This is a genomic window from Paraburkholderia sp. SEWSISQ10-3 4 (genome assembly GCF_030464785.1).
Classification (GTDB): Bacteria; Pseudomonadota; Gammaproteobacteria; order Burkholderiales; family Burkholderiaceae; genus Paraburkholderia; species Paraburkholderia aspalathi.
Map to the genome: position 1 here is coordinate 1 of NZ_JALPRI010000016.1, position 22,000 is coordinate 22,000.

Annotated in this window: 19 protein-coding genes; 12 read left to right on the forward strand and 7 right to left on the reverse strand. The window is 62.8% G+C overall.

What is annotated here, in order from left to right; all coding sequences use genetic code 11:
- Positions 1-160: 160 nt before the first annotated feature.
- From M0D68_RS25120 to M0D68_RS25135, 4 genes are all read right to left on the reverse strand, one after another.
- Entirely contained in the window at positions 161-1,054 is an 894-nt protein-coding gene (locus M0D68_RS25120; protein WP_256458141.1) for an ABC transporter permease, read from the reverse strand.
- 2 nt (positions 1,055-1,056) lie between these two features.
- Positions 1,057-1,971, reverse strand: coding sequence for an ABC transporter permease (locus M0D68_RS25125; RefSeq protein ID WP_054042305.1), 915 nt, complete (start codon positions 1,969-1,971; stop codon positions 1,057-1,059).
- A 121-nt stretch (positions 1,972-2,092) separates the two neighbouring features.
- Positions 2,093-3,388, reverse strand: coding sequence for a PotD/PotF family extracellular solute-binding protein (locus M0D68_RS25130; RefSeq protein WP_054042307.1), 1,296 nt, complete (start codon positions 3,386-3,388; stop codon positions 2,093-2,095).
- Positions 3,389-3,540: 152 nt separating this feature from the next.
- Complete coding sequence (locus tag M0D68_RS25135) at positions 3,541-4,599, reverse strand: ABC transporter ATP-binding protein (protein WP_266225646.1); 1,059 nt, start codon at positions 4,597-4,599, stop codon at positions 3,541-3,543.
- 317 nt (positions 4,600-4,916) lie between these two features.
- Here M0D68_RS25135 and M0D68_RS25140 point away from each other — a divergent pair, with 317 nt between their 5' ends.
- Together M0D68_RS25140 and M0D68_RS25145 are read left to right on the forward strand one after the other, a co-directional pair.
- Entirely contained in the window at positions 4,917-5,882 is a 966-nt protein-coding gene (locus tag M0D68_RS25140) for a polysaccharide deacetylase family protein (RefSeq protein ID WP_266225647.1), read from the forward strand.
- A complete protein-coding gene (locus M0D68_RS25145; protein WP_266225648.1) occupies positions 5,879-6,646 on the forward strand; it encodes a GntR family transcriptional regulator in 768 nt (255 codons plus the stop codon). Before M0D68_RS25140 ends, M0D68_RS25145 begins: the two co-directional genes overlap by 4 nt.
- Before the next feature lie 34 nt (positions 6,647-6,680).
- Here the strand turns inward: M0D68_RS25145 and ggt are convergent, their stop codons facing one another.
- Genes ggt through M0D68_RS25160 form a run of 3 tightly spaced genes read right to left on the reverse strand, consistent with a single transcriptional unit; the run spans position 6,681 to position 10,265 of the window.
- The gene (ggt, locus tag M0D68_RS25150) at positions 6,681-8,267 is read right to left on the reverse strand and encodes a gamma-glutamyltransferase (RefSeq protein ID WP_266225649.1); all 1,587 of its coding nucleotides are present in this window, start codon (positions 8,265-8,267) and stop codon (positions 6,681-6,683) included.
- Between the two features lie 10 nt (positions 8,268-8,277).
- Positions 8,278-9,468 (reverse strand): amidase, encoded by a 1,191-nt coding sequence (locus tag M0D68_RS25155; protein ID WP_266225650.1) that lies wholly within the window; start codon positions 9,466-9,468, stop codon positions 8,278-8,280.
- Complete coding sequence (locus tag M0D68_RS25160) at positions 9,465-10,265, reverse strand: cysteine hydrolase (protein WP_200620308.1); 801 nt, start codon at positions 10,263-10,265, stop codon at positions 9,465-9,467. Before M0D68_RS25160 ends, M0D68_RS25155 begins: the two co-directional genes overlap by 4 nt.
- Positions 10,266-10,473: 208 nt before the next feature.
- On the opposite strand from M0D68_RS25160, the gene M0D68_RS25165 reads away from it, so the two are divergent.
- The 10 genes from M0D68_RS25165 (at position 10,474) to M0D68_RS25210 (ending at position 21,999) form a co-directional block, all read left to right on the forward strand.
- The gene (locus tag M0D68_RS25165) at positions 10,474-11,451 is read left to right on the forward strand and encodes a BMP family protein (RefSeq protein ID WP_266225653.1); all 978 of its coding nucleotides are present in this window, start codon (positions 10,474-10,476) and stop codon (positions 11,449-11,451) included.
- Position 11,452: 1 nt separating this feature from the next.
- The gene (locus M0D68_RS25170) at positions 11,453-13,105 is read left to right on the forward strand and encodes an ABC transporter ATP-binding protein (protein WP_266225655.1); all 1,653 of its coding nucleotides are present in this window, start codon (positions 11,453-11,455) and stop codon (positions 13,103-13,105) included.
- Positions 13,102-14,199, forward strand: a complete 1,098-nt coding sequence (locus M0D68_RS25175; protein WP_093645953.1) for an ABC transporter permease — start codon at positions 13,102-13,104, stop codon at positions 14,197-14,199. The genes M0D68_RS25170 and M0D68_RS25175 overlap by 4 nt, the downstream gene beginning before the upstream one ends.
- Positions 14,199-15,116 (forward strand): ABC transporter permease, encoded by a 918-nt coding sequence (locus M0D68_RS25180; protein WP_093645951.1) that lies wholly within the window; start codon positions 14,199-14,201, stop codon positions 15,114-15,116. The genes M0D68_RS25175 and M0D68_RS25180 overlap by 1 nt, the downstream gene beginning before the upstream one ends.
- 85 nt (positions 15,117-15,201) lie before the next feature.
- Positions 15,202-15,888 carry a TetR family transcriptional regulator gene (locus M0D68_RS25185; RefSeq protein ID WP_093645948.1) on the forward strand — a complete coding sequence of 229 codons (687 nt, stop codon included), beginning with the start codon at positions 15,202-15,204 and terminating at the stop codon, positions 15,886-15,888.
- A gap of 228 nt (positions 15,889-16,116) precedes the next feature.
- Entirely contained in the window at positions 16,117-17,970 is a 1,854-nt protein-coding gene (atzF, locus tag M0D68_RS25190; protein ID WP_266225658.1) for an allophanate hydrolase, read from the forward strand.
- 39 nt (positions 17,971-18,009) lie between these two features.
- On the forward strand, positions 18,010-19,107 hold the full coding sequence (locus tag M0D68_RS25195; protein WP_266225660.1) for a BMP family ABC transporter substrate-binding protein: 1,098 nt from the start codon (positions 18,010-18,012) through the stop codon (positions 19,105-19,107).
- Positions 19,108-19,154: 47 nt separating this feature from the next.
- Positions 19,155-20,270 carry an ABC transporter permease gene (locus tag M0D68_RS25200; protein WP_266225763.1) on the forward strand — a complete coding sequence of 372 codons (1,116 nt, stop codon included), beginning with the start codon at positions 19,155-19,157 and terminating at the stop codon, positions 20,268-20,270.
- On the forward strand, positions 20,263-21,189 hold the full coding sequence (locus M0D68_RS25205) for an ABC transporter permease (RefSeq protein WP_171928398.1): 927 nt from the start codon (positions 20,263-20,265) through the stop codon (positions 21,187-21,189). Before M0D68_RS25200 ends, M0D68_RS25205 begins: the two co-directional genes overlap by 8 nt.
- Before the next feature lie 75 nt (positions 21,190-21,264).
- Positions 21,265-21,999 carry a cysteine hydrolase family protein gene (locus M0D68_RS25210; RefSeq protein ID WP_266225662.1) on the forward strand — a complete coding sequence of 245 codons (735 nt, stop codon included), beginning with the start codon at positions 21,265-21,267 and terminating at the stop codon, positions 21,997-21,999.
- Position 22,000 lies beyond the last annotated feature (1 nt).

Below are 22,000 nucleotides of genomic sequence, written 5' to 3' on the forward strand. Positions count from 1 at the left end.
GCTTACTTTCTTTGCGGCGGCAAAGAAAGTAAGTGCCGCCCCGCACAGGGGCAACACTAATAGACCACTAACAAAACAAGGAAAGGCACCAAAACCAGAACAAGGAAACCCCAACACCCCAATCAGACAAAAAACCAACCGCCGAGCAGGCAAAGAAACGTTACGTCACCCGCCGCCGCCCCAACCCCCGCACCGCGAGCAAACACAAAACCATAACCGTCAGCGACAAAACGGTAGTCATCGTCCCAAGCGCATAAATGACAGGCGTCGTCACCGACGTGGTAAGCCCTTGCAATTCGAGCGGCAAGGTATTCTGATCCCCAATCGCCTGCGAGGTACGCGCAATCTCATCCCATGAAAGCGTGAACCCAAACATCGCGACGCCGACAACCGAAGGTCCGATGATAGGCAAAACAACATGCCGGAAACTTTGCCACGGCGTGGCGCCGAGATCCCGCGAAGCCTCTTCATAAGCAGGATTAAAGCGGTTGAACACAGCAAACATCACGAGCAAGCCGAACGGCAGCGTCCACGTCAAATGCGCGCCCAGCGCCGACGTGAACAAGCCCATCGACGTCGTATAGGTATCGGCAAACGACTGATACCCCCACGCAGAAGCGAGAAACTTCACACCGTTATCGAGCAACCGGAACGTCAACCCGATCCCCAGCGAAACGATAATGGACGGCATGATGAGACTGGCGACCGACACGTAAAAGACCGCCGTATCCCCGCGAAATCGTCGGCGAAATGCCAATCCGGCCGCCACCGAGAACAGCACGGTCAACACCGTTACGGCCAACGCGAGCCGCACGGATCGCCCAAATGCACCCCAGATATCGACATCGCCCACACCGTCACGCAGCGCGGCAAACCAGTGCAACGACACGCCACGCATCGGAAACGTCAGTCCGCCCTCGGGTCCCTGAAACGAAAGAATGAAAATCGTAATGACCGGTCCATACAGGAACAGCACGAACAAACCAAACAGCAGCGCGAGCCAGTAAAAGCTGGCCGGCCGACGCTCCCGATGTTTGAGGCGAATGGCCTGCATCTTCACAGCTCCTTGCGGATGTCGACCACCCGCGTCAAACCCCACACGATCATCAACACGACAGCCAGCAGAATGATCGCGTTGGCCGCCGCGGCGGGAAATTGCAGGTAGCCGGTCTGCACCTGGATGATCTTGCCGACAGATGCGATCTGCTGGCCACCCATCACGCCGACGGTCAGGAAGTCGCCCATTACGATCGTGATCACGAAGATCGAGCCGATCACAATGCCGGTCTTCGACAGCGGCAACACCACGTCGCGAATCACTTGCCAGCCGCTTGCGCCGGCATCGCGCGCGGCCTCTAGCAACGAACGGTCGATCCGCATCATCGCGTTGAAAATCGGCACGATCATGAAGAACGTGTAGAGGTGCACGAACGCCAGCACGACCGAGAAATTCGAATACAGCAACCATTCGAGTGGCTGGTCGATCAGATGTGCGCCCAGCAGGGCCTGATTGACGAGCCCGTTACGGCCGAGCAATGGCATCCACGAAATCATGCGGATCACGTTCGACGTCCAGAAGGGAATCGTGCAGACGAGGAACAGGATTGTCTGCATGCTCGTCGTGCGTACGTGAAACGCCAGGAAGTAAGCAATCGAAAAACCCAGCAGCAAGGTCACGGTCCATACGATCGCGCAGAACTTGAGCGTCGACCAGTATGTTTTCAAGGTCACGCAGACGTCCGTCATCGACGAACAGCCATTAAAAATCGCCGCGTAGTTTTTGAGCGTGAAAGCCGGGATGATCTGATATTCGTTGAAGTCCCAGAAGCTGACGATCAACGTAATGACCAACGGCACGATGAAAAACAGCAGGAACGTGAGCGAAAGCGGTGTGGCCTGCAGCCATGCCGGCGCACGCCGGTGTTTGACGGGCTCATCCTGCGCGTGAGAGGGAAGGTCGATCGTTGCCATGGGCGGATATCAGTGGAAACACTGCGCTGCGGAATGAGCGCGTCGTCGAAGAACTGCCGGCATGTCATGCACCGGCAGTCCGGCATGCGATTCAGTCGCTCAAGTCACGCTCGAGCCACATTTAAGCCGCGATGAACTCGTTCCACTTCTGAACCATGTAGATGTTCTCGTCCATCACGGCATTCCAGCAGGCAATCGCCCCCATGCGCTGGTTGTACGAGCCGCCGTCACGCACGGTGCCGGCTTTTTCGAGCAACTGGCCATCGGGTGCCTTGATGTCCTGCGCGGCAGCCTTGCCTTCGATCCAGTAGTCCCATTCGTAAGGCTGCATGTGCGTCTTTGCCGTCTCGAGCACACCCGAGTAATAGCCCTGACGCATCAGGTAGGCGCCGGCCCACCCGTCCTGGAACCAGTTGACGAACTCATACGCAGCGTCGAGCTTCTTGCCTTGCAGCGAGCGCGGAAAGCCGAAACCTGACGCCCACGAGCGGTAGCCTTCCTTGAGCGGCTGGAACTTGCAGGCGACACCCATGGTGCGCACCTTGGTCACGGCCGGCGACCACATCGACTGGATCACCACCTCGCCCGAAGCCATCAGGTTCACGCTTTCGTTGAAGTCCTTCCAGAACGCGCGGAACTGGCCGGCGCGCTTGGCTTCAATCAGAATCTTGATGGTCTGGTCGATTTCGGCCTTGGTCATGTTGCCTTTGTCGCCGTACTTCACGTGACCCATCGCCTCGATCGCCATCGCCGAATCCATGATGCCGATCGCGGGAATGTTCAACAGCGCCGCCTTGCCTTTGAATTGCGGATTGAGCAATTCGGCCCAACTGTCGATTGGGCGCTTGATGAGGTCGGGACGGATGCCGAGCGTGTCCGCGTTGTATGTGGTTGGGATCAGCGTCATCCATTCGGTCGGCGTTGCAGAGAACTCGGTGGAGCGCGGGCCGGTCAGGAACATCACCTTCTTCGGCGCGGTGCCCTGATCGCCGATCTTCTTGCCGTTCACTTCACCGCGCGTCAGCACCGGCGTGATCTTGTCGGCGAGCTTGATACGTTTCGCGTCCATGCCCGCGAGCGTGCCGGCCGGAATCAGTTTCTTGAGCGCGAAATATTCGGTGTCGACAATGTCGAACGAGTTGGGCTGCGTGATGATGCGCTTGGCCACGTCGTCAGTCGTCACCGGCACATATTGAATGTCGATGCCCGTGTCTTCCTTGAATTTCTTCGCGATGTCGGCGCTCTGGTTCACCGCCGTGCCGAGGTAGCGCAACGTGATCTTCTCCTGCGCATGCACGTACGGAAAACCGGCAATGCCGGCCGCCGCCACAGCGCCCTTGATGAACGTGCGGCGCGACAGGCCCTTTTCCTTCAGATCGGATGCGGCCGCTGCCGGGCTCTCGTTCGCTTCACTCATTGCCTTCTCCTCAGTTGACGTTCGTTTGGTCTGCGCCTGATGTTCGGTCAGCGCCTGTTTGTCGTTCAGTTGAAACTCGGTTCACGTTTCTCGTTCAGAGACGTTCTTTGCGCCACCGTGTCGCGCAAGGCAGAACACAACCGCGCATCTGCTCAGGCCGCCAGCGGATGCGCATCCTGCTCGTTCCACCAGACCACCACGCGCGCGTCGGGGCCGAGCCGCGCCGGGTCATAATCGCCGTCGCTCACCAGCGAGATCAGTTCAGGTGAACCGTCGAGCGGATCGAGCGTCATGCGTAGATGCGTGCCTTGGTATTCCGCTTCGCGTACCTTGCAGGGCACGCCGCCGATCCGCGCCAAGCCACTGTCACCGGTTGCCGTCTGAACTGGCGTGACGCCGTGCGGCACCACTCGCAGATGATCGGCGCGCACGGTAAACGAGCGGCCATTCGTGTTGAATACGTTGTGACCACCGAGAAAACGCGCGACGAACTCGGTACGCGGACGGTTGAAGACTTCGTGCGGCGTGCCGCTTTGTTCGATGCGCCCGTGGCTCATCACGACCACCAGATCGGCAAGCGCCATCGCTTCTTCCTGCGAGTGCGTGACGTGCACGAACGTGATACCGAGTTCTTTCTGCCAGCGCTTGAGTTCCGCACGCATCTGCACGCGCAGGAAGGGGTCGAGCGCTGAAAGCGGTTCGTCGAGCAACAGGCAGCCCGGTTGATTCAACAACGCCCGAGCGAGCGCAACACGTTGCTGCTGGCCGCCCGAAAGTTGCGCCGGTTTGCGTTCGGCATACGCGGACATCGCGACCAACTCCAACAGCTCACCGGCACGCTTGCGGCGCACATCCTTCGCTATGCCGCGCATCTTCAGGCTGAACGCGACGTTATCGAGCGCGCTCAGATGCGGGAACAGCGCGTAGTTCTGAAAGACCATCGCCGTGCCGCGGGCAGCGGGTTCTTCCCGCGTGACATTGCGTCCCGCGATCAGAATGTCACCCTCGGTGACCGATTCATGCCCGGCGATCATGCGCAGGGTCGAGGTCTTACCGCATCCCGAGGGCCCGAGCAGGCAGCAATACTGGCCGCCGGCAATGCGCAGATCGATGGCGTCGACGGCAAGCGAGTCGCCGTATTGCTTCGACACGTGCACCAGTTCGATATCGGCGGCTGTGGTTTCGAGCACCGTTGAAGCAGGCTGAATCATGGAGTGGATGTCCTCGTGAACGGCGAAGTGCTGACGCACGCAAAACCACACGCGATGCCTCGGCGAAGCCATCCAAATGCAAGACATGTGCCATCTGTCGATTCGTGAGGTCCGGCGATTGCAAACGCGCCGGTGTGCTTAACGTCGACGAATTGGCTCACATATTGCAAACGATCTGCGGCGTCGATCGTCAGCGATCAAAGCGTTTCTTTTTGCGCAATCGCGGTGCGTCTTCGGTCCGTCCCGGGGCATGATCCGGCCAACTCGGTTCATGCGGGGCCCAGCGCGTCGCCTTTCGTCACTCACGGCTTCTTTACATGAACGACACACGGAACATGCCCGCAGCAGAGAATCGCGCCCGTCAACCGATCGCCACCCATGCCCGCTTTGCGTATCGCCCGATCACGGATAGCGACGCGTTCCGCTGGCCCGGCGATAGCGGGCTTGCGGTCTATCTCGGCTTCAATATCGAGCACTTTGCATTCGGCGAGGGACTAGGCGCCGCGCTCGGCCCGATTTCGCCGCAACCGGATGTGCTGAACCATAGCTGGCGCGAGTACGGCAACCGCGTCGGCGCGTGGCGCTGTATCGAACTGTTCGATCAGCTGGAAATGCCTGCGGGCACGCTCATCAATACCGCGCTCTACGACCATTGCCCGGAGTTGATCGCGGCGTGCGTGGCGCGTGGCGACGAACTGATCGGTCACGGGCACACCAACGCGCATCGGCAAAGCGACCTCGACGAAAATGGCGAACGCGAGCTGCTTCTGCATTGCCGCGAACGTATCGCCGAAGCGTCCGGCGCGCCGCCGCAGGGCTGGCTCTCACCGTGGATATCCGAATCGCACCTGACGCCCGACCTGCTGGCCGAGACTGGTTATCGCTATACGCTGAACTGGTGTCACGACGATCGTCCGGTACGCATGGCCACACGCAGCGGACCGTTATGGTCGATTCCGTACCCGCAGGAACTCAACGATCTGCCGATGATGGTGGGCCGCCATATGGACGGACGCGCGTTCGCCGACATGATCGTCGATCAGTTCGACGAGATGCTCGAACAGGCGAATCGCGGCACGCAGCCGCAGGCGCTCGTGATGGGCATCGCACTGCATCCTTATCTGGTGGGGCAGCCTTACAGGCTGCGGCATCTGCGCCGCGCGCTTGAACACATCGCCGCGGCACGAGCGAAAGGCGATGTGTGGATCACGACGCCGGGCGCAATCGCGCATCACATGGACGAACTGGAGCGGGACGGCGTGCTGCGCCCGGAGGCTGCATGAGCACGAGTACGAGCACCAAGCCGAAAACCGCTGCGGCCACCGCCAGAAAAACGCCAAAGGAAGAAGCGGACGTCGACGCCCGCATCTATCAGTCGATCTTCGACGGCGTGCTGAACCATCGTTTAACACCGGGCACGAAGCTGCCGGAGCCCGAGTTGTGTCAACTGTTCGGCGTGGGCCGCGCGGTCGTACGGCGGGTGTTGGAAAAGCTCGCCTACGACGGCATCGTCGTGCTGCGGCCGAACAAGGGCGCGGTAATCGCCGAGCCGACGCCGGAGGAAACGCGCGAGATCTTCGAGGCGCGGCGCTCCGTTGAACGCATGCTGGTCGAGCTGGCCGTACAGCGCGCGAGCGCCCAGGACATCAAGGCCTTGCGCCAGCAACTGGCGAGCGAACATGAGGCGATGCATCGCTTCGACCAGCCTTCGTGGGCCACGCTCGCGAGCGGTTTTCATATGCGCATCGCCGCGCTCGCGGGCAACTCGATCCTGCAAAACTATCTGAAGGAACTGGTTTCGCGCTGCTCGCTCATTGTCGGCGTATATGAGCCGCCGGGGCATGCGCCGTGCGAGCACGCGGAGCATGCGACGATTGTCGATTGCATCGAAGCGCGCGATGCCGCCGGTGCAATGGCCCATATGGAAGCGCACCTTCGCGATATCCAGGAACGAATCGAAACCTCGCGGATGCGCGGCGAGAAAAGCCTGGGCCAGTTGCTCGGCATCACTGGCTATGCCAATGCGTCAGCGCGGGAAACTACGTGAGTGGCGACACGCGGCCGCTTGACACTCAGCTGACTCAAACCCCGAGCGCACGGCCGTCGCTACGTGGATCGTGCGCGCCTGATGCTGCGCCGTCCGGCTCGATGCGGATCACGCCTGGATGGCCGGCCAAAGGACTCTGCGCTGGAATGGCGCTCACTTCATGCCCACGTGCAGCAAGTTCGGCAAACACGTCGGCGCCGACGTCCTCTTCGAGCTTCAACGCATCGCGCGTATCGGAGAATGTCTTGCCAAGCAGAAAGCGCGGACGGGCGAGGGCAGTGAGCGGGTCCATCCCGTAGTCGATCAACCGCGTGAGAATCGCGGCCAGCGTTTGTGGCTGACCGTCGGCGCCTTGCGTGCCGAACAGCAGATGTGGCCGGCCATCCTTCAGATACATGCCGGGGTTGAGCGTGTGGAACGGCCGCTTGCCCGGTTGCACCGCATTGTGATGCCGGGGATTCGTGCTGAATGAAGCGCCGCGGTTGTGCCACAGAATTCCCGTGTCGCCCGCCACTACGCCGCTACCCCAGTCGAAGTAAACCGTTTGCAGAACACTGGCGCTGCGGCCTTCGCTATCCGTCGCGCCGATAAACACCGTGTCGCCCGGGCGAAACACGTGGGGCCATGCGCGCGCTTCACGCAGATTGATCGAGCGTGCATGCGCATCGAGTGCGGTGGGCGACAGCATGTCATCGACGGGCACCCAGTTGAACTCAGGATCGGATACGAAGCGGTCGCGGTCCACGAACGCGCATTTCACCGCTTCCACCAGTAGGTGGTAGTAGTCGGCGCTGCCCTCGGCAATCTGCGCAATATCGAAACGATCGAGCATGCCCATGATCTGCAGGGTCGTCACTCCTTGAGTCGGCGGCCGCATGCTGACCAGTTCGCCGCCACGATAGGCCACACGCAATGGCGCCTCGTCGCGTGCTTGCGTTCGCGCCAGATCGCTCAACGTCAGCGGCGAGCCGGCTTCGCGCAAACCGAGTGCGATCCGCTCTGCAAGCTCGCCCTCATAGAACTCGCGCGCGCCGAAGCGGGCAATCCGCTCCAGGCTCTTCGCCAGCGCGGGTTGCACGAAAGGTTCGGCGATGGCAGGAATGTGGCCGTGTGGCGCGAAAGTTGCCGCAAAGCCGGGCAGGGAACGCAACTCATCCGCGCGTAGTGTTTGCCAGAAATGCTGCGAACGCGTGACGGGAAACCCATTCGCTGCATAGTCGAGCGCGTGATCGAACAGCGATGCCCATGATTGCTGCCCGCCCCATGAGGTCCGGCTGATCTGATAAGCCTGATTCCACGTGTCGACGGTCGCTGCCGTGGTGATCGCAGACGCAGCACCGCGCAAAGGAATCGCGCCGCTGTACGGTGGCAGTTGCTGCGCGGCCTGGCCGATGCCCGACACCGTGCGCAACGTCCCTTGCCGATCGCCGATCACCCAGAAAGCGTCGCCGCCGAGTCCCGTGAAATGCGGATACGTCACGCATAGCGCCGCGCCGATGGCGATCGCGGCTTCGATCGCGTTGCCGCCCGCACGCAGTATGTCGAGGCCCGCGGCGCTGGCAACGGCGTGCGGACTGGTGACCATGCCGCTGGTGCTGCTGGCGAGTTTCAGGTTGTGCATCTATGCTCCGCTACCGAAGGTTCGCCAAGATGTGCTGCGAGTATAGATCGCGCGCGAGGGCAAACAACGCACGATCGCTGCCGCGCGCGCCGACGAGCGACAGCGCAAGCGGACGATCGATTTCGTCAGTGAAGGGCAGCGTAATTTGCGGCAGGCCGCCAATCGCGGCGATCGAGTTCATCGTGAGCGCAGCTTCATAGAAGCGGCCGATTGCGGCGTCCGACGCGTCTTTCGCCAACAGCGCGACGGGCGTGGTCGGCATGAGCAGCACGCGATCGGGTTCGAACGTCGCATCGAGCACGCTGCGTAGTTCGCGCTGAGTGGCGCGCCATTGTGCGGCCTGGTTTCGATCGAGCGTCTGCAGCCGTGCAAAGCGGGTCGCAATGGATGGGCCGAAACGTGGCTGCGCCGAACGGATCCAGTCGCCGAGCGAGGCGTCGATTTCAAGGTCCTGCACGGCCTGATAACACGCAAGCCAGCGAGCTTCGTCCCCGGCGAACAGATCGAGCGACGTGTCCGCGCCTAACGATTCAGCTAGCGCCTCAAGGCGTAAAGCATCGTCGGACTCGTTGCGCGCGCGAGCGGCGAACGCTTCGGCGACACGAACCAGGCGCAACGGCTGACCGGATGAGGAAGCTGCCGAGGCTGCTTCCGGCAGCAGTACGTCGCCCACCGCGGCAAGCACATCGATCGAGCGCGCGAACCAGCCGACCGTGTCGAAGCACGGGGCGAAGGGCAACACGCCCTCGAGCGAGATCGCATCGTGACTCGGCCGCATACCCCACAACCCGCAGAACGCTGCGGGAACGCGCACCGAGCCACCGGTATCGGTGCCTAATGCAAAGTCCACCTCACCGCTGGCGACTGCCGACGCAGAGCCGCTAGACGATCCGCCTGGCAAGGCATGCGGCCAACGCGGATTGAGCGGCGTGCCGTCATGATGGTTGGCGCCTTCGAGGCTATAGGCGAGCTCGTCGGTGATCGTCTTGCCGTCGAGCGTCGCGCCTGCTGCCAGCAGCGCTCCGACACAGGGCGCGTGACGGAGCGCCGGCACATGGCCCGCCCGCCAGTCAGGATTGCCGCCACCGGTCGTCACGCCCGCGACGTCGATCAGATCCTTCACCGCAAAGCGCAGGCCATCGAGCGGCCCGCTCGCCGTCGCAGCGACACGTACGCGTGGGCCAGAGATAAACGCACTCATGCGGCATCCGCCAAGGCATCGACGATGCGCGCCGAATCCGTGACGAAGCCAAAGCACTTCTTCACGTTCCAGACGGCCGCCTCCGTGCAGAACGCCGGCGACGACGTCGCGCAGCAGTCTTCCACCAGCACGCAGCCATAGCCGAGAAAGTTGGCGTCGGTCAGCGAATGCAGCACGCACTGATCGGTGTTCACGCCCGCGAACATCACCGTACGAATGCCGAGGTTGCGCAGGATGCTGTCCAGCGGCGTGTCCCAGAAGCCGCTGATGCGGTACTTGTCCACGCAGATGTCCTCGGGCAGCGGCTTGAGTTCGTCGACCACGGCAGCTGCCCAGGAATCCTTCTCAAGCACATGCGAACCGTTGCTCGCGAGCGGTTCGCCGAGGCCTGTGCCGGTTCCGGTCGGCTTATATAGATGCAACTGGTTCGGCGGCATGTTGGCGAGGTCGGGCCGGTTTCCCCAATTGACCCAGATAACCGGCACGCCGCGGTGACGCAGAGTCGGCAGCAGGCGCTGCAATGGTGCAATCGGCGCGCGGTCCACCGCGAAATCGCCCCCAATCTGGGCAACCCATCCTCCGTTGGTGCAGAAATCATTCTGCATGTCGATGACGACGATCGCCGTGCTGCGCAGGTCGATGCGCACGTTTTGCGGTTCGCACGACAGCGTCGCGACGACCGGTTCGGGCGGGGCCAACGACATGTCGACCAGTTTCTCGCTGGCACTCCAGCGAGAGCGGCCGTCGCGGCCCAACTGGCCGGAAACGCTTGTGCCATATGCGTCGTGTTGTTTCATCGGAGGTTCTCCATCGTGTCTGAATCGCCATAAAAAGGGTGTTGCCCGGACCTCGACGCACAGTGCGTTTGCCGTGTGCAGTCCGTTGTTTCGAGCAGATCGGAACGAAGTCCGGCGCCTGTCAAAAGCACGGCATGGCATCGAAGTTGCATCTGTTTCGTTCATGAATAACCTACTTACCCAAACCAAACGCAAGAGGAATGCCAGAATGCCGATCGCCAAGTTCAAAACCCTCGCCACCTGCGTCGTGGCGCTCGCCGTATCCACCAGCGCGGTTCATGCCTTCGCTGCCGATCCGTTACGGGTCGGCGTGCTGATTCCCGGCTCGAAATCGGACAAGGGCTGGATGGAATCCGGCTACGACGGGCTCGTTGCCGCGCAGAAGGAACTGGGTCCGAAGCTCAAGACGCAGATGATCGAAAACATCAATTACGCCGACATGGAACAGGCGCTGTCCAACCTCGCGTCGAAGAACCAGTTGGTGATCGGTGTGGGCGGGCAGACCCAGGCGTCGGTGCTGAAGATCGCCAAGCGCTTTCCCAACGTGAAGTTCGCGATCGTCGGCGGTAACAAGGGGCAGGACATGCCGCCGAACGTGGCGGGATATGACGTCAAGCAGGCGGAGATCGCTTACGTCGCCGGCGCGGCCGCGGCGATGCTGTCGAAGAACGGCGCGGTCAGCTACGTGGGCGGCATGGAGATTCCGTCAATCGTCAACGCCGGCAAGGAGTTCGGCAACGGCGCGCGCTCCATCAATCCGAAGATCAAGTACTTCGAGAGCTTCACGGGCGATTTCGACAATGTCTCGAAGGCGAAGGAAGCCACGCTGGCGGCCATCTCCCAGGGCGCGGACGTCCACTATCACATTCTCAATCTCGGCTTGCGCGGCATGGAGCAGGCGGCCAACGAAAAGCACACGCATGTGATCGGCAGCTATACCGACCGGTGCGGCACGGACCCGCTGTATATCGCGTATTCGATTACCGGCGTCGGCTATCAGGTGCAGTACGCAATCGACCAGATGGCGGCTGGCACGTGGCAGCCGGGCTATAAGGCGTTCGGCCTGGCAATGGGACCGAAGGCGTCGGGCATGGTTGTCTGCAAGGCGACGCCGGAAATGTCGACGAAAATCAGGCAGATCGAGCAGGACATCGAGAGCGGCAAGATCAAGGTATCGGAAGGCTGATATGGACGCCACTCCAGCTTCTGCCGCTTGCACCACGGCGTTTGCCGGTGAGGGCGCCACGGCTCACGCAAGTCACGACACGCCGCGCACCGCGGTACTGCGCATGGCCGGCATCGGCAAGCGCTTCGGCTCGTTTCAGGCGTTGAGCGACGTGTCGCTCGAACTCTTCGCGGGAGAAGTGCATTGCCTGCTCGGTGAGAACGGCGCCGGCAAATCGACACTCTGCAACGTGGTGTTCGGCGTGCATCAGCCCGACGCGGGATCAATGTGGCTGGATGGCGAGCCGTATCAGCCCCACAGTCCGCGCGACGCTCTTGCGCACGGCATCGCGATGGTGCATCAGCATTTCAGTCTCGTCGAAGACGTGAGCGTGCTCGACAACCTGCTGCTCGGCCAGGTACGCGGCTGGCTCGATCGCAAGCGCGAGGCGCAACGGGTGCGCGCGCTGGTGGCTGATCTGGGGCTCGCGCTTGAACCGGATGCGCGGGTCGCGGATCTGTCGGTCGGCGAAAAACAGCGCGTCGAGATCGTCAAGTGTCTGATCCGTGAGCCTCGGCTTCTCGTGCTGGACGAGCCGACCGCCGTGTTGCTGCCGGCTGAAATCGATGCGTTGCTCGACACCTGTGCGCGGGTTGTCGCGCGCGGTTGCGCGGTTGTACTCGTGACGCACAAGCTGGCGGAGATCCGCCGGATCGCAAGCCGTGCGACGGTGCTGCAAAGCGGCCGCGTGGTCGCTCGTTCGAGCACGCCGTCGGCCGATGTCGATACGCTCGTGCGGGCCATGATTCAACGGCCGGGGAATGAGGGCCATGAAGCGAATCACAACGCAGATCCCGGCGCGAAGCCCGCGCCGCCGAAACCCCGCAGCGCGTCCCCTTACGGCCGGCCACTCGCCGACGAAGCCTTACAGATCGACGGCCTGACGGTGCGCGATGCCGACGGTGTCACGCGTCTCGAAGACTGCACGCTGGTGGTCAACCGCAGCGAGATCGTCGGCATCGCGGGCGTGGAGGGCAACGGTCAGAGCGAACTCGGTGCGGTGCTCGCTGGCTTGCAGCGCGCAAGTGCAGGGCGCTTTTTCGTGCAGGGCAAAGATTGCACACAGGCTGCGCCGCAGACATTGACGAAGGCGGGTGTCGGCGTGGTGCCGGAAGACCGGCACGCGGTCGGCTGCGTGCCCGACATGAGTCTGACCGAAAACCTCTTTCTCAACCGCCTCGACGATTATGCGCGGCACGGTTTCATGCGCCGGCGCGCGATGCGGCGCGACGCCCGCGCGCTGATGCAGCGTTTCGATGTGCGTGCCGCGAGTCCCGACGTCGCGTTTCGCGGCCTTTCGGGCGGCAACCAGCAAAAAGCGGTGCTGGCGCGCGAGCTCACGCTCGAGGGCCTCGCCGTGCTGGTCGCGGCGCAGCCTACGCGAGGTCTCGATGTCGGCGCGGTCGCGGCAGTGTATGAGCACATTCGCGCCGCGCGCGACCAGGGCGTCGGCGTATTGCTGATCTCGTCCGAACTTGACGAACTGATGGCGGTGGCCGACCGCGTCCTCGTCATGTATCGCGGCCGCATCATGGGCACCTGTGTGCCGGATGCGTCGCAAATCAATCTTCAACGCGAGCGCATTGGCGCATGGATGGCAGGCCAGACAGCATGACTCCCACGACCTCTTCGACTTCTTTGTCTCTTGTCTCATGGCACGGTTCGCGGCGCTTGCGAACCGCGGCCGTGCTGGGAGGCGCCGCGCTCTTCGCGGTTGCAGCGGCGCTGGCGCTGATTGCAATCGTTCATGTGCCGCTCGGCGACGCGCTTGCCGCCTTCGCCGACGGTGCGTGGGGCTCGCCTTACGCGATCGGCGCATCGATCAATCGCAGCCTCGTGTTCGCGCTGGTCGGCAGCGGCTTCGTGCTGGCGAACCGCGCGCAACTGACTAACGTCGGCGGTGAAGGGCAGATCGCGATGGGCGGCATCGCCGCCACCGCGGTCAGCCTCTATGGCCACGTCGCGCACTTGCCGTTCGGTCTTTCGTTCATCATGCCGATGCTGGCGGCCGCGCTGGCCGGCGCGGCATGGGGCGCGCTTCCCGGCTGGCTGAAAGCGCGCGCCGGCACCAACGAAGTGATCAGCACCTTGCTGCTGACGTTCATCGCGGTGTGGTTCCTCTACTGGTGCGTGCAATCCGAAACGCTGCTGCGCCAGCCGATGACCAACGCCGCCACGCTGCCCGAGTCGCTGGATATCCCCGATTCGACCAAACTTCCACTGCTGTCGAGTGCCAGCTCCACGGGGCTGCATATCGGTTTGCCGATCACGCTCGTGCTGTGCATCGTGGTGGCGCTGGTACTGGTGTATAGCCGCTTCGGCATGTATCTGCGCGCCGTCGGCCTGAACGCGCTGGCGGCGCGCCGCGCCGGCATGCCGATCACGTCGACAATCGTCGGTGCGCTGGCATTGGCCGGTGCGCTCGGCGGTCTCGCTGGCGCATTGATGCTGCAAGGCGATCAATATTCGCTGAAAGCCGGCTTCTCGTCGGGCTACGGCTTTGACGGTCTCGTGGTCGGTTTGCTCGCGCGTGGCTCGATAACCGGCGTGTGCGCGGCGGCGTTGCTGTTCGGCTTTCTGCGCTCGGGCGGCATCAATATGGAAATGGTCGCATCCGTGCCGTCGGCGCTGGTGCTGGTGGTGCAGGGCGTCGTGATCGTCGCGCTGGCTGGCGGATCGCTGTGGCTCGAGCCGAAAGGAGCACGTTGATGAACGCGGAATTCGTAGCGGTTTTCGTCGGCTCCTCGATCCGGTTTGCCGCCCCGCTGATGCTGGCTTCGACCGGTGAACTGATCAGCGAACGGGCCGGCGTGCTCAACATGAGCGTGGAGGGCATGATGCTGTCGGGCGCGTTTCTCGGCGCGGCGGGTGCATGGGCGACCGGCAATGCGGCGCTGGGTCTCGCGATCGGCATGCTCGGCGTGCTGCCGATCGCGTTGCTGCAAGCGTTCCTGAGCGTGACGTTGCGCGCCAATCAGATCGTGACAGGCATCGGCATCAACATCCTGGCGCTCGGCGCGACGACGCTCGCCTATCGCGAGCTGTTCGGCGAACGTTCGAGCGCGGTGATTCCCGGCCTCGCGCGCTGGTCGCCACCCGGTCTGGGTGCGATTCCGGTCATCGGCGAGCCCGTGTTTCATCAGGTGTGGCTCGTCTATCTCGGCCTCGCGATTCTGCTGGCAACCTCGCTCGTGATGCGGCGGACCGCGCTCGGTGTGGCGCTGCACGCGGTGGGCGCCGCGCCGAGGTCGGTCGATCAGTCGGGGCTCTCGGTGACGCGGCTGCGTTATGGCGCCGTGCTGTTTTCAGGCGTCATGTCGGGCGCTGCGGGTTGTTTCATTTCGATCGGCGACATTCACACCTTTACCGAAGGGATGACTGGTGGCGCCGGCTACCTCGCAATCGCGGCGATCATCTTCGGCAACTGGAAGATCGGCCGCACAGTCGGCGCGTGTTTGCTGTTCGGCGCCGCGAGCGCGTTGCAGTTCCAATTGCCCTTGATCGGTGTGCATGTGCCGACCGCGCTACTGGTGATGCTGCCTTATCTGCTTGCGCTGATCGCGGTGGCGGGGTTGATTGGCCGGCAAACCGCGCCGCTTGCGCTGACCCAGCCGTTCCGGCGTTGAGGCCGCGCTTACAATCCTGTGAAGTCACGCAACCCCTGACGCATCCTTTTGACGCAATCCCGCCACCGCCAAGCTTTCCATCGATATGAAACGTGCTTCCGCCCGATCGACCTCCGCTGCATCGACCGCGCCCACAACCCAGCGTCAGAAGCTCGCTGCGGCGACCCGCCAGCGCATCTTCAAGATTGCGATCGCCGAGTTTTCCGACAAGGGGCTAAGCGGCGCGCGCGTGGAGACGATTGCGAGCCGCTCGAAGGTCAACATCCGGATGATTTACCACTACTTCGGCGGCAAGGAGGCGCTTTATCTGGAGGTGCTCGAGTTCGTGCTGGGACGCCTGCGGGAAGCCGAACTCAAACTCAAGCTCGATGTCGACCAGATCGAGCCGGTCACGGCCATCGTGCAGCTTTACGATTTCATCGAGGGGCACTTCGCGGCCCATCCTGAACTGTCGAAGCTCCTGTCGTTCGAAAATCTGAACCGCGCCCGGGTGATGAAGCGCTCGAGCGCGATTCCGGAAATGTCATCGCCGGTGTTGAGCCTGCTGCGCACGGTGATCGCGCGTGGCGAAGACGACGGCTCGTTGCGCAAGGACATGGACCCGCTTCATCTGTATGTCGCTCTGGTGAGTCTGTGTTCGTTTCACAAGTCGAACGCTTTTACGTTGTCGCGGATTTTCAACACCGACATGCTCGCCACGCAATGGCAGGAAGATCACAAGGCGCAGGCACATGAGATGGTGCGAGCGTTTGTCTCCGCCGGCGCGTCGTAAGCGCCAGGCTCGAATGCAGGGCGCAGGAGCCCCGAGTTGGGGAGCGCTGCACCATGACGCATTGATCGAAAGGCGGCAACGCGGACCGTCTTCGCCGCCGGGAAATCGGCGCGAAACCAAACCTGGTAAGGCTGACAGCATGTTCGGGTGAACCTGAAAGTCACCTGGCATAGCTTCTGCTAATTTGAGTTCAAACTTGTATTCAAGATTGAACTCAAGGAAAAGCCAGTGCCAATTTCGTCTCCCCTGAAGGTCCGTAGTCTCCTCTCGGCTTATGCCGCCAAACGTCTTACGCCGTCTGAAGTCGTGGCGTCGGCGCTTGCTCGTATCGCTGAAATCGACCGGCCGGAAGTCTGGATCCTGCGTGTGCCCGCTGCAGACCTGGAGGCCCGTGCCCACGCGCTCGAAGCGCTCTACGAAGAACAGGGCAGCGCCGTGCTCGAACGGATGCCACTCTTTGGCGTGCCGTTTGCAGTCAAAGACAATATCGACGTTGCTGGCTTGCCGACCACCGCCGCGTGCGAGCCTTTCAGCTATACGCCGGACACCTCGGCATTCGCCGTGCAGCGCCTCATCGACGCCGGCGCGATTCTGATCGGCAAGACCAATCTCGACCAGTTCGCAACCGGCCTCGTCGGCGCGCGTTCGCCTTACGGCGCGGTGCGGAACACCGAGTTTCCCGAGCGCGTCTCGGGCGGCTCGAGTTCAGGCTCGGCGGTTGCGGTGGCCGCGGGTTGCGTGGCCTTTTCGCTCGGTACCGACACGGCCGGCTCAGGGCGCGTGCCGGCTGGATTCAACGGGTTGGTCGGCCTGAAGCCGTCGCTTGGACTCGTCAGCAAGCGCGGTGTCGTGCCGGCGTGCCGCAGCCTCGACACGATCTCGGTGTTCGCGCACGACGTCGACGATGCGTGGCGCGTGTTCAATGAAATCGCGTGTTTCGATCCGCTCGACGGCTACTCGCGCAAGGTCCCAGGGCTCGGTCTCCTGCGTGGCGCGCCGCGGATCGGCGTGCCGGATCATCTCGAGTTCTATGGTGACGCAGCGGCGAATCAGGCCTTCTCGGCCGCACTCGATACGCTCTCTACCCATCTGCATCTCGCGCCCACGCCGATCGACTTCAAGCCGCTCAAACAGGTCTCCGCGCTGCTCTACGACGGCCCCTGGGTGGCGGAAAGGCGCGCCGCGCTCGGTTCATTCTTCGAGACGCATCACAAAGCGGTCCATCCGGTCGTCGCTACGGTGATCGGCAAAGCGGATCGCTACAGTGCCGCTGACGCCTTCAACGGCCAGTACGCGCTCGCCGATCTGAAGCGGCACGCCGAGCAGCTCTTCGAGACGATCGACATCCTGATCGTCCCGACCACGCCGACGCATCCGTTGATCACCGACGTCCAGTCCAATCCTGTGGAGTTGAACAGCCAGCTTGGCTACTACACGAACTTCGTCAACCTGCTCGACCTGTGCGCGTTGGCCGTGCCATGTCAGCGTCGCCACGACGGCTTGCCAGCGGGCGTCACACTGATCGCGCCGAGCGGCGCGGACCGGCGTCTCGCCGAGTTGGGCGCGCGGATCCAGGGGCTGTTCGCTACCGAGGCTGCGGACGTGGCCGGGACGGTGACTGAAAAGAAACCCGCGGCCGCGGCAAACACGATCGCGCCATTGCCGTTTCAGGAGCCGACGGTCGCGCTTGCCGTGGTCGGTGCGCATCTGCGTGGCCAGCCGCTGAACTGGCAGCTTCAGGAAGCCGGCGCGCGTTTTGTCACGGCGACGCAAACCGCCACCGGCTACACGCTATACGCGCTTGCGAACACGCAGCCGCCGAAACCAGGCCTCGTGCGCGTTACCGACCAGCAAGGCGCACCGATCGCCGTGGAAGTCTGGGACATGCCGCTGCGCAGCTTCGGCAAATTTGTCGCCGACGTGCCCGCACCGCTCGGTATCGGCTCCGTGCAACTCGCCAACGGCCTCACGGTGAAGGGCTTCATCTGCGAGCCGTCGGCAGTCAGTAACGGCAGCGGTGCACTAGACATCACCTCGTTTGGCGGCTGGCTCGCTTATCTCGACAGCCTGAATGTCAACTGAGGGCCAACGCTCTTCACCCCCAACCAGGAATTGGACACCATGACCAGTCGCCGCAATTTCATCAAGAGCGCCAGCCTGTTGACGCTCGGCAATATCCTGCCGATTCCATCGGTGTTTGCCGCGCCGAAGACGACGGTCGGCGTGATCTACGTCGGTGCACGCAGCGACTACGGTTACAACCAGGCTCAGGCAACCGCTGCTGCCGTCATCAAGAAGATGCCTGACGTGAAGGTGGTTGAAGAGGAGAACGTGCCTGAAACCATCGCCGTGCAGAAAACCATGGAAGCGATGATCGAACAGGACGGCGCGACGCTGATTTTCGCGACCTCGTTCGGTTACTTCGATCCGCATGTGCTGAAGATGGCGGCCAAATATCCGAAGGTGCGTTTCGCGCATTGCGGCGGTTTGTGGAAGCAGGGCAACCCGTCGAACATCACCAGCTACTTCGGTTATATCGACGAATGTCAGTACCTGAACGGCGTGGTCGCGGGCCACATGACGAAGAGCAAGAAGCTCGGCTTCGTCGCCGCCAAACCGATTCCGCAGGTGCTGCGCAACATCAACTCGTTCACGCTCGGCGCGCAGTCCGTCGATCCTTCGATCACCACGCAGGTGATTTTCACGGGCGACTGGTCGATGCCGGTGAAGGAGGCGGAAGCCACCAACAGTCTCATCGATCAGGGTTGCGATGTGCTGACCTGTCACGTCGACGGTCCGAAGGTCGTCGTCGAAACGGCGGAAAAGCGCGGCGCGATGAGTTGCGGCTACCACGCGAGCCAGGCGGCGCTCGCGCCGAAAGGCTATCTGACCGGCGCGGAATGGGACTGGGCGACGCCGTACAAGCAACTTGTCACGGGTGCACAGGCCGGCACGCCGCAACCGAATGTGTTGCGCGGCGGTTTGAAAGAGGGCTTCGTGAAGATGTCGCCGTACGGCGCGAAAGTCACCGCGCAGGCGAAGCAGAACGCCGACTCGATCAAAGGCAGCATGGTGGCCGGCAATTTCGTGATCTTCAAGGGGCCGATGAAGGACAACAAAGGCGGCACGGCGATCGCCTCCGGTGCGAGCCACATACAGACCGATTACACGCTCGAAAGCATGAACTATCTGGTGGCAGGCGTCGTCGGCCAGATCTGAACCTGGCCTGCGTGATTGTGTGAGTTTGCATGAGCGAAGGAGCCGTGATGCGCCCCAATGCCCCTACCGCGAGAGTGATGCTGTCGCTCTTGCCCGCGCTGCCGACCGCGTTGGCGGTGCTCGGCACGCTGCTGCTGTTCTCGTTGTTCCTGCTGGTGCAGGGGCAGCCGGCGCTCGATGCGATCGGGCTGATTTTTGAGGGCGCTTTCGGCTCGTCGTTCGCGTGGCAGAGCACTTTGCTGCGCGCGTCGCCGTTGATGTTGACCGCGTTGTGCGTCGCGCTACCTGCCCAGGTTGGACTGATCGTGATCGGCGGCGAGGGCGCGCTCGCACTCGGCGGCATGTGCGCGGCGATCGTCCCGCAGATGCTGCCACACGGCACGCCATGGCTGATCGCCACGCCGTTGATGGCGGCGGTCGGCATGCTGGCCGGCGGGTTCTGGATCGGGGCCGTCGGTGCATTGCGGCAGTGGCGTGGCGTCAACGAGACGATCAGCAGCCTGTTGATGTCGTATATCGCGATCGCGCTTTTCAAACATCTGGTGGAAGGGCCGTTGCGAGACCCCGCAAGCCTGAACAAGCCGTCCACCTATCCGGTGCCCGACGCGATGATGGTCGGCTCGATCCCCGGACTCGACACGCACTGGGGACTGTTCTGGGGCGTCGTCGCGTGCATCGCGGCATGGGTGTTCGTGAAGTTCAGCACCAAGGGCTTTGCGATGCGCGTGGTGGGCGGCAGTCATCGCGCGGCGCGTCTGGTCGGCTTGCCGGTCAATCTGCTGGCTCTTGCCGCGTGCGTACTAGGCGGTGCTGCGGCGGGACTCGGCGGCATGTTCGAAGTGGCGGCGGTGCAGGGCAGCGCAAATGCATCTTTGCTCGCGGGTTATGGCTACGCGGGCATCCTCGTCGCGTTCGCCGCACGGCAGAATCCGCTCGCGATCATCGCCTGCGCGCTGATGATCGGCGGCATCGAGGCGAGCGGTTCGCTGCTGCAACGTCGGCTCGATCTCCCCGATGCCACCACGCTCGTCCTGCAAGGTCTGCTGTTCGCCAACCTGCTCGCGTGGGAAGCGCTTGGCGGGCGTCTCGCCGCATGGCGCGTCAAATTGCAGGCCGCCGCGCAGGCCGACCTTCCCGTGCAACTGGAGCAGACCCATGCCTGATATGCACTCGCCCATCGTGATCCTGTTGCTGTCGCTGTTCGCCGGTGCGATCCGCGTCAGCACGCCTTATCTGTTCGTCAGTCTCGGCGAGTGTCTGACCGAGAAGGGTGGACGCGTAAATCTCGGCCTCGAAGGCATCCTCGTGTCAGGCGCGATGAGCGGCTATGCCGGTGCTTTTCTGACCGGATCGCCTTGGGCCGGTGTGCTTGCGGCCGGTTTTGTCGGCTTGCTGCTCGGCTGCCTGCATGGCCTCGTGTGCTCGTTGCCGCGCGTGTCGGACATTGCGTTCGGCATCGCGTTGATGCTGCTCGGCACGGGGCTCGCGTTCTATCTCGGCAAGCCCTTCATCGAACCGCAGGCGCCGATGCTGCCGTTCATCGATCTTGGCACGTGGACCTCGTCGCCCCAATTGCATAACGCGCTGCATATCAACCTGCTGTTCGTGATCGGCGTGGTGTTGTCCTTCGTTCTGCAATGGGGCTTGCGCAATACCCGTTGGGGGATGGTGCTGCGGCTCGTCGGCGATCATGCCGAGACGGCGCGCGCCATGGGCTATCCGCTCACGCGCGTGCGCATCGCCGCGACGGCGGTGGGCGGCGTGTTCGCGGGTATCGGCGGTGCGTATCTTTCGCTGGTTTATCCGGGGAGCTGGAACGAAGGGCTCTCCAGCGGACAAGGACTGATGGCGGTCGCGCTGGTGATCTTCGCGCGCTGGCAGCCTTTGCGTTGCCTGTGGGCCGCGTTGCTGTTCGGTGCGGCCGGCGCGCTCGGGCCGGCGTTGCAGGCGATCGGCGTGACGAGCGGCTACTACCTCTACAACGCGGCGCCGTATGTGCTGACGCTTGCGATCATGATCGTCAATTGCCGTCCGGATCGCACGCTGGCTGGCGCGCCGGGCGAGTTGAGCCTGACTCGCTGAGCTTGCTCCACTGATTTTGCCCTGCCATGCGTGCCTTCAACGACCCCGTCAGGACCTAACAAGGATCTCACCGCCATGAACCGATTCATCGAAGCGAAACCCTACCCGTGGCCCTACGATGGCGACCTGCGCCCGGACAACACGGCACTCGTGATCATCGACATGCAGACGGATTTCTGCGGCCACGGCGGCTATGTCGACAAAATGGGCTACGACCTGTCGCTGACGCGCGCGCCGATCGAGCCGATCAAAAGCGTGCTAAAGCCGATGCGCGAACTGGGCTTCACGATCATTCACACGCGTGAAGGGCATCGCCCGGACCTCTCCGATCTGCCCGCGAACAAACGCTGGCGCAGCCGCCGCGCGGGCACCGACGGCGTAGGCATCGGCGACGACGGCCCCTGCGGCAAGATTCTCGTACGCGGCGAACCGGGCTGGGAAATCATCGACGAACTGAAGCCGCTGCCAGGTGAAATCATCATCGACAAACCCGGCAAGGGCTCCTTCTGCGCGACGGATCTCGAACTGATCCTGCGAACGCGCGGCATCATCAATCTGGTGTTGACCGGTATCACCACCGACGTCTGCGTCCACACGACGATGCGCGAAGCCAACGATCGCGGCTTCGAATGCACGGTGCTGGCCGATTGTTGCGGCGCGACCGACAAGGGCAATCACGACGCCGCGTTGCACATGATCACCATGCAAGGCGGCGTGTTCGGCACGGTGTCGGATTCGCACGCGCTGCTGGCTACGCTACTGGCCACGACGGCTGCGCCAGCAGCGGCGCTCGCCACTCCAGGCAGATAAA